Annotated in this window: 13 protein-coding genes; 10 read left to right on the forward strand and 3 right to left on the reverse strand. The window is 40.5% G+C overall.

Annotated features, from left to right (window positions below; all coding sequences use genetic code 11):
* The first annotated feature begins 1 nt into the window (after window position 1).
* Window positions 2–2638: a glycoside hydrolase family 38 N-terminal domain-containing protein gene (locus tag FD50_RS12285; RefSeq protein WP_056962049.1), complete on the forward strand. Its 2637-nt coding sequence runs from the start codon at window positions 2–4 to the stop codon at window positions 2636–2638.
* 5 nt (window positions 2639–2643) lie between these two features.
* Window positions 2644–3495: a GRP family sugar transporter gene (locus FD50_RS12290; RefSeq protein ID WP_056962050.1), complete on the forward strand. Its 852-nt coding sequence runs from the start codon at window positions 2644–2646 to the stop codon at window positions 3493–3495.
* A gap of 150 nt (window positions 3496–3645) precedes the next feature.
* Here the strand turns inward: FD50_RS12290 and FD50_RS12295 are convergent, their stop codons facing one another.
* The 3 genes from FD50_RS12295 to FD50_RS12305 all read right to left on the reverse strand — a co-directional run bounded on the left by FD50_RS12295 (window position 3646) and on the right by FD50_RS12305 (window position 6785).
* Complete coding sequence (locus FD50_RS12295; protein ID WP_056962051.1) at window positions 3646–4155, reverse strand: HdeD family acid-resistance protein; 510 nt, start codon at window positions 4153–4155, stop codon at window positions 3646–3648.
* A 297-nt stretch (window positions 4156–4452) separates the two neighbouring features.
* A complete protein-coding gene (locus FD50_RS12300; RefSeq protein WP_056962052.1) occupies window positions 4453–6183 on the reverse strand; it encodes an ABC transporter ATP-binding protein in 1731 nt (576 codons plus the stop codon).
* 23 nt (window positions 6184–6206) lie between these two features.
* Window positions 6207–6785 (reverse strand): MarR family winged helix-turn-helix transcriptional regulator, encoded by a 579-nt coding sequence (locus FD50_RS12305; protein WP_056962053.1) that lies wholly within the window; start codon window positions 6783–6785, stop codon window positions 6207–6209.
* Between the two features lie 571 nt (window positions 6786–7356).
* Between FD50_RS12305 and FD50_RS12310 the strand changes: the two genes are divergently transcribed.
* The 8 genes from FD50_RS12310 (at window position 7357) to murI (ending at window position 14771) form a co-directional block, all read left to right on the forward strand.
* Window positions 7357–7932, forward strand: a complete 576-nt coding sequence (locus FD50_RS12310; RefSeq protein ID WP_056962067.1) for a beta/alpha barrel domain-containing protein — start codon at window positions 7357–7359, stop codon at window positions 7930–7932.
* A gap of 164 nt (window positions 7933–8096) precedes the next feature.
* Window positions 8097–9068 (forward strand): LysR family transcriptional regulator, encoded by a 972-nt coding sequence (locus tag FD50_RS12315; RefSeq protein ID WP_056962054.1) that lies wholly within the window; start codon window positions 8097–8099, stop codon window positions 9066–9068.
* A 39-nt stretch (window positions 9069–9107) separates the two neighbouring features.
* Entirely contained in the window at window positions 9108–10028 is a 921-nt protein-coding gene (locus tag FD50_RS12320) for a manganese-dependent inorganic pyrophosphatase (protein WP_054757786.1), read from the forward strand.
* A gap of 275 nt (window positions 10029–10303) precedes the next feature.
* Complete coding sequence (locus FD50_RS12325) at window positions 10304–11065, forward strand: DeoR/GlpR family DNA-binding transcription regulator (protein ID WP_056962055.1); 762 nt, start codon at window positions 10304–10306, stop codon at window positions 11063–11065.
* 316 nt (window positions 11066–11381) lie between these two features.
* Window positions 11382–11711, forward strand: a complete 330-nt coding sequence (locus FD50_RS12330) for an ASCH domain-containing protein (RefSeq protein ID WP_054757788.1) — start codon at window positions 11382–11384, stop codon at window positions 11709–11711.
* 397 nt (window positions 11712–12108) lie between these two features.
* Entirely contained in the window at window positions 12109–12648 is a 540-nt protein-coding gene (locus FD50_RS12340) for a biotin transporter BioY (protein WP_056962056.1), read from the forward strand.
* Window positions 12649–12748: 100 nt separating this feature from the next.
* Complete coding sequence (locus FD50_RS12345) at window positions 12749–13936, forward strand: pyridoxal phosphate-dependent aminotransferase (protein ID WP_056962057.1); 1188 nt, start codon at window positions 12749–12751, stop codon at window positions 13934–13936.
* A gap of 55 nt (window positions 13937–13991) precedes the next feature.
* The gene (gene murI, locus FD50_RS12350) at window positions 13992–14771 is read left to right on the forward strand and encodes a glutamate racemase (RefSeq protein WP_056962058.1); all 780 of its coding nucleotides are present in this window, start codon (window positions 13992–13994) and stop codon (window positions 14769–14771) included.
* The last annotated feature ends 91 nt before the right edge of the window (window positions 14772–14862 follow it).

Consider the following 14862-nt stretch of genomic DNA (forward strand, 5'->3'; position numbering starts at 1 on the left):
TATGAAAAGTGCTGAAGAAAGAAAGAAAATTACGGTTCATCTAGTAAATCATACGCATTGGGATCGAGAGTGGTATTTTTCTGATCAAGATTCTTTAGTATTGAGCGACCTGCTATTTTCAAATATTATTTTAGAACTAGAAAAGCAACCGCAGGTAAATTTTGTACTTGATGGTCAACTTTCAGTTTTAGATGAATATCTCGAATTGCATCCGGAAAATTTTACACGAATTAGAAGATTAGTTGAGAAGGGTCAATTGCAAATTGGTCCATGGTATACACAGCCAGATACATTACATTTAAATGGAGAGTCACTGTTACGTAACGGAATCATTGGAAATAAAAAGGCTCAAAAATATGGACAATCGCTGAAGGTTGGTTATTTACCCGATACTTTTGGGTTTAATTGCCAATTACCAGTTATTTTCAATGAATTGGAGATGAATAGCTTTGTATTTTGGCGTGGGCTTGACCCAGATAAGACAAAATCTTTTTATTTTAGATGGCGTAGTCTTGGAGGAAATAGAGTTGTAACAGCAATTAATATGCCCCAAGGGTATGGGACAGGGATGCTTTTGCAGCCAAATAAAGCATATATTAAGGGTAGATTGGATCCAGCTGTTAAGTTCATTGAAGACCAACTTATTAATAACGTGACAGATGTTGTAATTCCTGTTGGAAATGATCAACTTGGTTTGACAAGTGATTTAGAAAGAAAAGTTAAACAAATTAATGAACTTGGCGAATATAAGTATATTATCAGTGATTTTCCAAACTTTATTGCACGAACTAATGAAAATACTTTAAGAGAATATGTTGGAGAATTTTTAGATCCTGTTTTTGCCAGAATTCATCGTAGTTGTGGTTCGAGTAGAATGGACATAAAAATCGCTGCAGCAACTTTAGAAAACCTGTTGCTGTATCAAGTTGAACCATTAATGGTGATTGGAAAAAAATGTGGAATTAACTTAAGTAATGAGCTATTAACTAAATCTTGGGAAAAGCTACTTGAGAGTCAGGCACATGATAGTTTGGCAGGTAGCATCGTAGATTCAGTGGCCACAGATATACTCCATCGCTTAAAGGAAGGAACTCAGTTGGCTCAAGGAATCATCAATACAATTCAGCGGCTTATTAGTGTTAATTTAAAGTTGAATGGACATCAAATCTTATTGACTAACCCACTTCCACAAAAAAGAACTGAATATTATGAAGTACGAGTAATTACTAATGCTAAAAATATTTTTTTTGAAGATGTAGAAGATATGGTTTTGCTGAAGCAAGAATTTATCCCTCCTAGAGAGAATATATTAAAACAGACTTCTGCTGGGCAGGAATATGTAACGGAACCTGGCTATTACATTAGTAATTATCTTGTCAAGACAGCTTTACTAGGATTAGGATATAAAGTTATATCTTTTTACAAAAAGGAAAGTAGACAAGCACTTTCTTGGAATTTTCAAGAAAGTGCAGAGATTAAAGGTGCTACAGTAAAAATTTGGTTTAGTAATGGTCATCTTTATTTAACTAGAGAAAGTGAGACTATTTCTGATTTTCTGACTTTACAAGACTGCGGCAATGAAGGTGACACTTACGATTTTTCTCCTTTAAAAGATGATCCTCCAATTACACTTTACTTTGATCAAGCGACTGTGCATACGCAAGGAGCTTTTCAGAAAATGGTGTTGTGTGGGGAAACAAAACTGCCGCTTAATTTAACTGAACGACAGCAAAATAAATATACACACATGTTTAAATATGCAATTGAAATTCAATGTAATGGGACAGACCAGTTAAAAATTAAGTTGCACTTTAAGAACAATATCGACAGTCATCAACTGACGTTGGCTATTAATACTGGTATTCAAGGAGAAGTCATTGCAGCAGTTCCCTTTGGATTTTTAAAGCGTGAACAGATAAAGATTCCGACTAACTGGAAAGAAAAATATGCTGAGAAACCAATAAATTATTGGCCTTTAGATGGAAATATTACAATTTCGGACGCTTCCAAAAGTTTAACTGTTTTTACATCTGAAATAAAAGAATATCGGCAAGAAAATGAGAGATTGTTATTAACTTTGTTAGCGACAACGAATCAATTAGGCAAACCCGATCTTGTTAATCGACCAGGCAGAGCTTCTGGAGATACAACTAATGTTGGACATCCTTTGATTCCAACACCACAGGCTCAGTTAAAGCAAAGTTTTGAGTTTAATTTTGAGATTGACTTTAGTGAGTACTTCAAAGAATTGGAAATAGCTTTAAAACAAAACAAACTTAACTTCAAAACGGATTGTTATCAAAAACAAGAACTAAATTTATTTTATCAACGCCTTGATAATAAATTACAAGATAACTTGGCACCGCAACAACAGCTGCTGAAAGAAAAAGAGTGTTTTTGTTTACCAAAGAACCTAGTTATTAGTGCATGTTATCCTTGCTACAGTGGTGATGATCAAATTATTCTACGCATTTCTAATCCTACTAAACAGCGAATTGAATTCAAATTACCTCTGGGAGCAAGTGTAGTAGACGCCCTGGAAAATGAGCGTAAGTATGATGGTTCTATTGAAAAATATGACGTACTTACGCTGAAAATTGATCTGCATAAAAACCACAAATTTTTTAGAAACGAGTAAAACAATTGGATAGAATTTTAATTGGTTTTTTTCCAGCTTTAATTTGGGGCATTATGTCCTTGTTGTTACATTTTTTTAAAGGTTCTGCTTTTACGCAACTTCTTGGAACAACTTTAGGAACCGTTATTATTGGAAGCATTCTATTTTTATATAAGCAACCTCAAATCACTCTAAAAATTATTTTCTGGAGTTTTCTTTCGGGTATTTGTTGGAGTATTGGTCAGTTGGGACAATATATAGGCTATCGTCAAATTGGTATAAGTAAAGTTATACCAATTTCAACTGGGTTACAAATTAGTGGTAACTCATTAATTGGTGGTTTCCTTTTCCAAGAATGGCAAACTGTCGATGATATTTTGAAAGGAGTTCTAGGCATTTGCATTATTCTTTTAGGAGTTGCCCTTGGTAACCTGAATTTAAAAACATGGAAGAGCAGAAATAAGACTATATTTCCTTATCTATTTTTGATACTAACTACGATAGGTTATTGGGGATATTCTGCTTTTCCTAAAATGATTCCACAAGCTTCCGCAAATGCAGAGTTATTTCCACAAGCAGCTGGGATGTTTATAATAGCGTTAATCTTTTTAGTGAGTCACAAAAAGGATGTAAAGAAAATGGATAGGTTGTTCTTGAATACATTGGGTGGGCTTCTTTTTGGAGGAGCAGCGATTGCATATCTTTTGTCAATGAAAGCCAATGGAATTGTAAATGCTTTTTTGTTATCGCAATTCAGCGTCGTCATTGCAACCTTAATTGGTATTTTGTTATTAAAAGAAAGTAAGGCAAAGGAAATGACTAAGGTTTTCGGAGGGCTTTTTTTAATAATTGCTGGTGGCATTCTAGTGATTGTCTAAATGTGTTACTATCAAAGATTAGAAGAAAAATTATCATAATTGGTCACTGTGCTAATTATGATATCTATAAAGACTACGGGATCAAGCTAAACAAAATTTGCTTGATCCCGTAGTCTTTATAAATGATTTAGCTAGAGCAATTTATTTTGGCTAAATCGCATGAATAAGCATTTCAATCCCGTAAAGCATAAAGAACATTGCAATCAGGAAAGAAATTGAAAAGATTGACAAAGCAGGTGAGAGGAACAACAGGATTCCAATCACAATTCCGAGGATTGCGATTAGTACATCTACAATGAAGTAACGGGGTTCGACCTGTCTAATCACGTTTGCCAGCCAGAGATTTGTCAGTGAATCGAACAAGAACATGAGCGCAAAAGAAAAGGTAATCAAGAGCATTCCAAATTGAAGGTTAAAGAGCATTAACAACCCAATGAAGATATCTAAGCCAGCAGTGAAGGTAAACCAACCAGTTCTTTCTAGCACTGGACGGTAACTAAAGAGTTTTAGTGCACCTCTGAGAATTGCCAAGACGCCGGTAATGATAATGACAGCTCTAAAGGTCGGCAGCGGATTACGCAGACAAAGAATGGCCGTGATGATACTTAGAATGCCGATGATAAAGGTAAATGGATCAAAGTTAGCAAGTTTTTCTTTCATAAAATAATCCCCCAAGATAAATAAATTTAGCTTTCAACATTAACCATAGCACAAATTAAGCCATAGAGTGTCAATGAGACTTTTAGGGATGATAAAGTGTTAAGGGCAAGAAAAGTCAAGCAGGGGTCTGTGACAAAAATTAACTTTTGTCACAGACCCTCTTTTATTCCAGATAAACGTGTTCCATAAGTCAAAATTCTTCGTCTAACTTCGAATTACTCATAGCAAAGTACTCGCTATGTTCGTAATTTCGAGTTAGCACTCAAAATTTTCCCGACTTATGTCACACTCTCTGTATTAGTTGCCAAATTGATTTGAAACATATTCACGGTAAAGTGCATGTTTGGCAACGAGTTCTTGATGAGTACCATGACCGCTAACTCGTCCTTTTTCAATAAAGTAGATTTCATCAGCATCGACAATTGTGCTGAGTCGATGGGCGATTACCAGGGTGGTCCGATTACGCATCAGTTTTTCGAGTGCTTTTTGTACCATCATTTCGGACTCTGAGTCAAGACTGGCGGTGGCTTCATCCAACATCAGAATTTTGGGATCGCGCAAGAATGCGCGTGCAATTGCAAGTCTTTGACGCTGGCCTCCTGAGACCTTGACTCCGCGTTCGCCGACTTGCGTATCCAGGCCTTGCGGCATTTGAGCCACAAAATCTTTTGCATATGCCATTTCGAGTACTTGCCAGAGCCGTTCATCTGCGTAGGTACCGTTTAAACCATAAGTCAGGTTGTAGCGGATAGTTCCAGCCATAATGGCGGCATCTTGACCGACAAGACCGATCTGCTGGCGCCAGTCAGTTAAATTAACAGTTGCAATGTTTGTGTCGTCAATCTTGATTTCACCGCTGTCCGGGGTGTAAAAGCGCTCCAGCAGACTAAAGATTGTCGACTTACCGCCTCCAGAAGGACCTGCAAATGCCACGACGGTATTCGGATGTGCAGTGAACGAAACAGCGTTTAAGATCTGTCGGTTCTGTTCATAAGAGAAGCTGACATTTTGCATGCTCAGAGTCTGCCCCACGACATTCTGAGTTTTTCCTGAAGTTTGATCTTCTTCTGGAAGTTGCAGCAATTCTTGAAGCCGGGTTGTTGAACCGCTAGCTTTGGCAGTCTCAGAAAAGAATTGTCCTAAGACAACGAATGGTCCGATCATTTGGACAAGGTACATCAAGAATGAAAAGAGGGTGCCCATGTTCATTGTACCTTGAGCGACTCGGGTAGCGCCATAGCCCAACATGCCGACAATCATTCCCATCATTACCATTGTCATCAATGGACCAGCAACAGAGTCATAGATAGCTTCCTTGAGCCCAATCTGGTACAGCTTGTGAATTCGCCGATTTCCTGAATTGAGCTCGGCATTTTCAGCATTCGAAGACTTTACTAACCGGACTTCGCTAAGAATTTCACTGGCTTCACCGTTAAAAGCCGCGAGTGTGTCTTGCCGGGCATGCGCAATTTTATGTGCTCGATTTGCAACTGGTAGAATGGCTAAGACAACCACGGGAACTGCGATGAACATCAACACTGTCATTTTCCAATCCATCACGAGCATCAGTGCCAAGGCTCCAAACAGCTGCAAAAGCGAGGTTACCATTTTAGGCATCGAATTTGCGAGTAGATCTTTTACCTGAGTGGAGTCATTTACTAGACGTGAGGTGATCTCTCCTGATTTTGTTTTGTCAAAATACGGAACAGGGAGGGTTAGTAATTTTTGCCACAGACGTGCGCGCAGCTTATAGACCACGTCCTCTCCGAAAAAGCCCAGAATTGCTCCCGAAACAGCACTGATCAATGCACTGGCGACGAAGAGGGCGATGACTGTCAGAACTAGTTCAAGATTGACGTGTTTGCCTAATTCATTAATCAAATCTTTAGCAAAATGCGGAACTGCCAGCTGCATTGCAGTAGCAATCAGACCGAGTATTAAACCACCGCTAAGTTGCCAATAATGCGGCTTAATCTGTGTAATCAACTGCAGGAAATCTTTGGTTTTAAAATTCATTTTTGCTTGCATGCTTTTCTCCTAGCGCATTCTTTTTAGTCGTGAAAACGGTCAAAGCGTTGCTTGAAGTCTGGGTGTGAGCGCTCAAAGCCGTGATGCATTTGACGCAGTTGTTTCATAAAATCATAGAAATTATTACCTTTTTCATTGTGCCAATCAAAAGGAGCTTTTTCATCGAGATCAGCTAGTAATTTACGTAAAAGTGTCCGGAGTTGCTGCTGTTCTTCAGCGCTTAGGGCTAAAAATAATGATTCTGATAATTCATCTTTTAGTTTGTGCGAATCGTTGATAAACTGCGTGCCTTTAGCGGTTAAAGAAATTAGTAAGACCCGTTTGTCGGTGGGGGATTCTCGCCGTGCTACCAGTTCTTCTTCTTCTAATTTACGCACTAGCGCACTGACCGAACTCGGGCGGATGTCTAATTCTTCTACAATTTCTGAATTGGTTAATTGTTCTTTTTCAGTGAGCAGCTGCAACAAGCGTAATGGACCACGGTTGTCTTGCGGGCGCTGCTGGTCTCCAAAACGGGTACTTTTGATAGCAGCAGCTACGAAGGCATGTTGCTGGAAAAGACGGCCGAACAAAGTTAGTAATTCTTGTGAGTCATAAGTCATTTAAAACACTCCCATTTTTGATTTAGATTTAGTTAGTTTTTACATTTGCTAACTAACAATCACAGCATAAACTGTTAGTTAGTTTTTGTCAATAAAAACTAACTAAGTTTCAAAAAAACTTTTTGGCTTGCTAGTGGAGCGTTGTGAGTTCCATTTTAGTCGGAGGTGTGACATAGGTTGTTAAAATTCGAAGTCAGACCGAAGATTTTGACTTATAAAAGATTTATGCGTCGTAAATAAAAGATGAGCACCACAGTGAACTTTTAATCCGAATATTTAATTTGCAGAGAGTCGCGGTCAGGGTGAACTCTTTTTGTCAAAAAAAATGGCGGCTGGCTGAGCCTAAGATTACAAGTTTGTATTTTTAAACTTTTTTGCTTGCCAAAGTATGTTTCTATGGTATTTTATTTAGTGCTGGCATTTATTCATACGGATGTTTGCAACCAACTAATATAAGGGGTGAGTTCGATTGATTAATTCATTCAAATACAAATACAACGTCTCCACAAACTTAAGAAAGCAGCTTGTGACGGTCCCCACGGCGATTGAAACCGCAAGTGGGATCTCATTTATGGGGCGTAACGTGAAATCGCTTATTTTTACTACTGATATTGCAATTGTCAGAAATACGAATGCAGACGCTATTTTAGCAGTTTATCCGTTTACCCCCGATCCGGCAATCATGCAAGCGATCCATGTAGCTTCTGATCGTCCGGTCTTTTCAGGTGTCGGCGGCGGTTTGACGAATGGAAAACGCTCTGCTGATATGAGCCTGTTTGCAGAAAGCTGGGGAAGTCTTGGGGTAATTGTCAATGCTCCGACTTCCGTTGAAACGATTAAATTAATCAACGATGTGGTGGATATCCCCATTATTTTAACGGTTGTCAACACCGAAGTTGATTTTGCCGAGAAGTTCGCTGCCGGAATTGATGTTATCAACGTTAGCGGCGGCTATCAGACCGCTCAAATAGTGCATACTATTCGGGAACGCTATCCTCAAGTTCCAATTATTGCAACGGGCGGTCATAGTGATGAGTCAATTAAACAAACAATTGCCGCTGGTGCAAATGCAATCACGTACAATCCACCGACCACCAGTAGTTTGTTTGCCCAAAAAATGAAGGAGTATCGCGAATTTGGATTCTGATTGGGACAAGCTGCGGTCAAAAAAGTGAAAATTTTAAAATAATCACTATTTTTTATGCTATTTGGCTTGTGTGAGCCCTCTAGTTTGTTTTATTATTAGGTTGATTCGATAAGTTTCGGATAGTACTTATTATTAATAATAATTAATAGAGGGGAACTGGACACATGAAAACGAAGCAGGATAGTATCTTTTCTTCAAAAACGCTCACCTACTTCCTTCAACTAGCAGAAACAATGAGTTACACGCAGGCTGCACAAATCTTGGGAATTACGCAACCGGCGCTCACACAGCAGATTAAGAAGTTGGAGCGAACAGTCGGGGCACCATTATTCTATTCCGTGGGGAAAAAACTGCACCTGTCTGATGCAGGCTATACCATGTTGGATGCAACTCATCAGATTTATGAAACACTCAATGAAGCTGCCGATGAGATCCAGCAATCGACAAGTGCATTGCATGGCGAGATCCATCTGGGAATTCTGGCGTCGATTGAAGACCGTGTCTTTAGTCAGTTTGCAGTTGAGTATTACATGGCTCACCGGAGTATTAAGATTACTTTTCATATGTTGACACGCAAGGAAATTTGGGAACTCTTGGAGAATAATGAGATTGATCTTGCAATCATGTATCTGCCTGATGAGAGTATTAAGAACTGGAAACCATATCAGTCGAAACTAATTTTGACAGAAGATCTGTTATTTTTGCATAATCGCCCGGAATTTTTCAAGAAGAAAAACATTCGTTTGCGCGATACGACTGGCAACGATTGGGTCACATATCCACCGGGTTACTATCTGCACAGTACCATGCTTGAAGCTTATAAGAATAGTATGATCGATCCGCCTTCTTCGGTTGCTTATTTTGCAAAACCAGGCCAGATTTTTGAATTCGCCCGAGCAACGGATGTTTACACCGCCTTGCCAGCTTCTTTCGTGCGTGCACATAATGCAACTGCCGCTGGCACTAAGTTGCATGTTGCACACTTTGAGCCGGCAATCAAATTTGATCTGGCGTTTGTTTTCCGCAAGGGGAAGAATCAGATTCCACGAATTGCTAATTTTTTGAAGGAATTTGATGATTATCTGACAAAACAGGATTACAATTCGCGCTTGACAGAAATCAGCAATCAAGGTTAAATCAAAATAGGAAATCAATTTAAGATGGGAGATCTTTTGATGAAGGAACTAGTTTTTGGTCATAAAAATCCCGATACGGATGCTATCGTAGCTGCAAAGGCGTTTTCGTACCTGGAAAATCAGTTAGGTGCAGAGACTGAAGCGGTCGCACTTGGTACACCGAATGAGGAAACAAAATTTGTTTTGGCACATTTCGAGGAACCTGCACCGCGGGTTGTTGAAAAGGTTGCACCTGAAGTTGAAGCAGTCATGCTGGTTGATCATAATGAAGCCCAGCAAAGTGTAGCAGATTTGAAAGACGTAACTGTTACACATGTGGTCGATCATCATCGAATCGCTAACTTCGAGACGTCACTGCCACTTTATTACCACGCAGAACCAGTTGGCTGCACAAGCACGATTATCTCGAAACTTTTCAAGCAAAACCGGGTTGAGATTCCTGCAAAATTGGCGGGCTTGATGCTTTCGGCCATTATCTCTGATACTTTGTTATTCAAATCACCAACAACAACTGACGATGATAAGGTAGCCGTTAAAGAACTTGCTGGAATTGCTAAAGTAGATTATCAGCAATATGGTTTAGAGATGCTTAAAGCAGGGACAAACCTTGGCAGCAAATCCGAAAAAGAACTCATTGATGCAGATGCTAAGTCATTTGAAATGGGTGGCAAGACTATCCGGATTGATCAGATCAATACAGTGGATATCGATGAAGTCTTTGCACGCGAAACTGCTTTGCGGGCTGCAATCAGTGAAGAAAATCAAGCTGAAGGCTATGACTTATTCCTCTTAATGGTTACCAATATCCTTAATAGTGACACCCGCTTGCTTGTGGTTGGCGAACCACAAGACGTGGTTGAAAAGGCTTTTGATATTCAGCTTAAGGACAATAAGGCTGAACTTCCAGGCGTGGTTTCACGTAAGAAACAAGTTGTACCGCCATTAGAAAAGGCCTTTTAAGCGCAAGGTACTTTTTGTGAACGGGCGTGAGCAGCAACTGTTTTAAAATTTGATAATGTGATTAAACGGGGGGTTGCAGCAAATGTTTTTTGTTGCGCTCCTTTTTTAAGTCTATTTACATGTGACTATGCGCGTAGGCCTTTGATTTACAACAAAATTTGTTTTAACGAGAATTTTTATTGATTAATAAGTATTTCTGTTAAGTATTTTGCTATAAACACTTAACAAGTGTATAATTATTATTAGATTTTCAAAAAAGATTTGAGGTATGCGCAATGAGTCAGGAAAAAAGAGTTGAGCTGATTAAGCAGCTGCTTGAAGAAAAACAAGAATTGACTACCAGAGATATTATGAGTGAATTTGGGGTCTCACAAGATACCGCTAGACGAGATATTGTGTTGCTGTCTAGGCGAGGTGAGGTCAAGCGCACTCATGGAGGGATTCTTCCACTTGATTTTGGCAATAAAGTTCCTAATTTTCAAAGCCGGCTATCACGGTTTACCAAGCAAAAAACGAAAATTGCGCTGGAAGCTGCAAATTATTTTCAGGCACATCACGTTTATTTTGTCGACGCTTCGACGATTTTGTTGAAGACGTGTCAAAATATTAATTTGCCAATGACGATTATTACGCATTCACTGGACAATTGTACGGCGTTAGCGGAGGAAAATAAGGTTACAGTCAAGGTTTTAAGCGGGACCCTTGATCACCAAAATCGCTTTTTCTATTCGACTGCAGCAATTAGTGAGCTCGATAACATTGCACTGGACACTGCCTTTATTGCAGCATCAGGCATTGATGAGCACGGGATCTACTTACTTAACCAAGAAGATGCAGAGATTGTTGGCAAAGCAGTCGAGCGTGCGCGCCGTGTTATTTTGGTAGCTGAGCATCACAAATTCATCAATAACTCTTATTACAGTATTTGTTCCCCAGAAAAGATCTCAGTTTTCATTACTGATAAGGTTCTTTCTGAAAGGGAACGGGCGATCTTCCCTGAGTCAACTAAGATTCAATTAGCAGGGGAGCTTGATTAAGCTTTTTGCGGAAGGTAAACATAATTTAACTCTGATTTATGGAATTAGGCAGAAATTTCCGTAAATCAGAGTTTTTTTGTGCTCAAGCTGAAAGCTGCTTCAGACACCTGATCCCAGCAAAACTTTCTTTAGAAAATGTTAAAAGTAACACTTTTTTTAGATTTTGCTTGTAAATCTTGCAATCAAAGTGAAAATATAATAACATTTTAATTATATGATTGGCTGTGAGGCTAATCTTGCAGTTGCTTTGTGTGGATTTGGCAGGAGGATTTAAAAAATGTGTTAAATAACCAGCGTTTGCAGGAGGTCGATTAGCGTGGATATCAAGTTAGATGATGTACTGTTTGAAAAGATTTCGAGCGGTTCAAAGACGGTCGAGGTTTTTCTCAATGATGGACAGATGAAGCATTTCGGAGTAGGTGATACGATTGCGATCCATCGAGGCAGCAATGATGAAGACATGGTGCTTGTGAGTGCCTGGAGTATCAAAAAATGCCGTAATCTCGCTGAATTATATCAAAAATATTCTCCAGCTGCTGTTGGAATGGAGCAAGCGGAGTTGGCGCAACTTTATAGTGCCGAGGATATCAAAAAACATGGCCTTTTAGCAATTAAGATCAAGCTCCTAAAACCTAATTTCGAATAAGTTCAAAGCTTAAGTGAAAGCTAAGAATCAGCCTGCTTACAGCGTGGTCTGTTTTGTGCTAGTATGGCAGGATGGATTCTGTGCGGTTAATTTTGGGGGTAAACATCAAGTGGATGCTTGCTGGGATAGAATTTTAAAAGCAGGCACACTAACGGAATTTTTGGATAACAAAATTATTAAAGCTCAATTTTAAAATAGACAGAACTGCAACTTGACTGAAACGAAGACTTTCAGCTTGTTGTAGTTCTTTTTTAGTGAATTAAGCAACTGAAGGTGTAAATTTGGATGACAAAGCAGGTGCTTATTCGGTATTGTCAACCACATTATTAATAAGGTTGACTAACTTGGAAATTTTCGCTATGCTGAGACTATTCAAAAGATGAAGGGATGTTTCATAATGAAAAGAGAAAAATTACATAATTTAGTATTGGCGGGTATTTTGCTGGCCGTTTTGGTAGTCTGTTCACAAGTGACGATTCCGTTGCCGATAATTCCGCTGACGCTGCAGACCTTTGGAATCGGCTTGATTGCTTCTTTGCTGCCGGTCAGCTATGCGGTTGAAGTTGTCTTGGCTTACCTAATTCTGGGGGCGGTCGGGTTGCCTGTTTTTGCTGGCTTTTCAGGTGGTTTTGCAGCATTGATGGGACCGACTGGCGGATATTTGGTTTCATTTGTGCTCTATGCGCTTGTGACTGCTGCCTATCTTAAATATCGTGGCCGTTCCCTTGCCAACTTGATCAGTGGCAACGTGTTAGGTGCTGTGGTGAATTTACTGTGCGGTTCATTGTGGATGGTGCCCGTGCTTCATTTGAGTGTCAAGTCTGCTTTACTAGTCGGATTGGTGCCATTCTTGCTTCCAGGTTTGATCAAATTGTTGGTCGTAGCGCTGATTGCTTTGCGTTTGCAGGGTTCCTTAGGATTACGGCCGCAGCGCTAGGATGTTGGGAGGCACACGCTTGCGCTGCACAGTTTTTGCGGTAACGTGGTATAATAAAGGCTAAGTTTCTTAATTCTTTAACGGTCAGGAGTTTTGAAAAATGGCAAAAAGCAAATTCAATGAAAAGATCGAACGCATTGCAATCTCAGATATTCGTCGCTTTGATGAAGAGGTCAGTGCGATTCCGGACATTCTCAAGCTGACGCTAGGGGAGCCCGATTTTAAGACACCCGAACATATCAAAAAGGCTGCAATCAAGGCCATCGAAGCAGATCATTCACATTATTCGCCAACTGGCGGGATCATGCCTTTGCGTGCGGCTGCAGCTGCTTATTATAACGAAAAGTATGATCTGAACTATACACCAGAGCAGGTTGTGACGACAGTCGGAGCCACAGAAGCAATTGCAGCCAGTCTGCAAACGGTGTTGAACCCAGATGAAACGGTGATTGTGCCTACTCCGATCTTTCCGCTGTATATTCCGATTACCAAAATTAACGACGGACGTGTGATCCTGACTGATACCAGTGCAGATGGGTTTATTCTGACTGCAGCCAGACTGCGTAAAATTATTGCAGAATACCCATTGGCAAAGGTTAAGGCAGTCGTACTTAATTATCCTTGCAACCCAACCGGTGTGACTTATTCGCGTAAGCAATTAGCAGAATTGGCGGCGGTGATTCGCGAACAGGGGCTGTGGGTAATCAGTGATGAGATTTATGCTGAATTAACATATGCTAAAAAACATGTTTCAATGGCTTCCATACTTCCTGAGCAGACAATTCTAGTTACGGGGCTTTCGAAGTCGCATGCGATGACTGGTTGGCGGATGGGCTTCATTCTGGGACCGCAAGATTTTATTGATCAGGCATTAAAGGCGCATCAGAATATGGTCACTTCAGCAACTACCAGTGTTCAATTTGCAGGTTTGGAAGCGATGCAAAATGGTAAACAAGATAGTGTGCCGATGCGCAAAGAATATGCCCGCCGCCGTGATTTCTTGATTAAGGAGTTGACACAGCTCGGTTTTCAAATGGCAAGTCCAGATGGGGCTTTTTATCTGTTCGCCAAAATACCTGCCAATTGTCCACAAAGTTCTTGGAAATTTGTCCGTGACCTTGCGCATCAGGCAAAGGTCGCTTTAATTCCAGGAATCTCTTTTGGACCTGGAGGAGAAGGATATGTGCGTTTGAGTTACGCTGCAAGTTATGAAAGTCTTGTAGAAGCGGTTAAACGCATTCGCGGATATGTAACAGCGCGCGGGCCAGTTGAGCCGGCTGCCAAGTAGCTGAAACAGACTTAAAAGTTTCGTTTTAGGACTGTCTTGAGAAAGGAAAATCGAAATGGCAAGTAAAACACAACCAATTGGGGTTTTTGACTCTGGTGTGGGCGGGATTAGTGTCTTGCGTAACTTACACCGCTTAATGCCGCAGGAAGATTATCTTTTTTACGGTGATTCAGCTAACGCCCCATATGGCGTTAAGACCGTTGCCCAAGTCCAGCAGTTGAGCCGGGCAATTGTTGAAAAATTCATTGCACAGAATGTCAAGGCGATTGTGATTGCCTGTAATACAGCAACAAGTGCTGCAATTGATAAATTGCGTGCACAATATCCGCAGCTGCCGATCGTAGGGCTCGAACCCGCTGTAAAGCCAGCAGTCATGCGCAAACCGCATTCACGTGTGTTGGTGATGGCGACTCCGTTAACACTGCGTGAGCAAAAGTTTCAGGAGTTAATGCAGCAGTATGATAAGTTGGCAGAATTGATCCCGGTTCCAGCACCGCGGCTGGTTGAATTTGTTGAAGCGGGCGAACTTGATTCACCCGCAGTTGAAGCTTATTTGACAGAGCTTTTGCAGCAGTATCGCGGACAGGTCGATGCAATTGTTTTAGGGTGTACCCATTTTCCTTTTGCAGAACCGGCAATTATTAAGGTCATGGGGCCTGCACCGTTCATTATTGACGGCGGACCTGGTGCAGCGCGCGAGTTACAGCGCCTGTTACGCGAAAAAGAATTGTTGGAACCGCTTGGGCATCCAGGTTCAGTCAGCTTTGCTAACAGCGAACCTGGAGCAGCCAAGCTGGAATTGAGTAAGCGTCTGTTTGCGGAGTCAGGGCGTTAAATTTTTAGTACAGGATTTTGTCTATTTAAAGAATGAGTGCGATCTTCTTTCGTTTTAGAAAGGGGTCGCTTTTTTAGTCAGAAGCGGCTAC

The sequence above is a fragment of the Liquorilactobacillus satsumensis DSM 16230 = JCM 12392 genome (genome assembly GCF_001435195.1).
In the GTDB taxonomy this organism is placed as follows: domain Bacteria; phylum Bacillota; class Bacilli; order Lactobacillales; family Lactobacillaceae; genus Liquorilactobacillus; species Liquorilactobacillus satsumensis.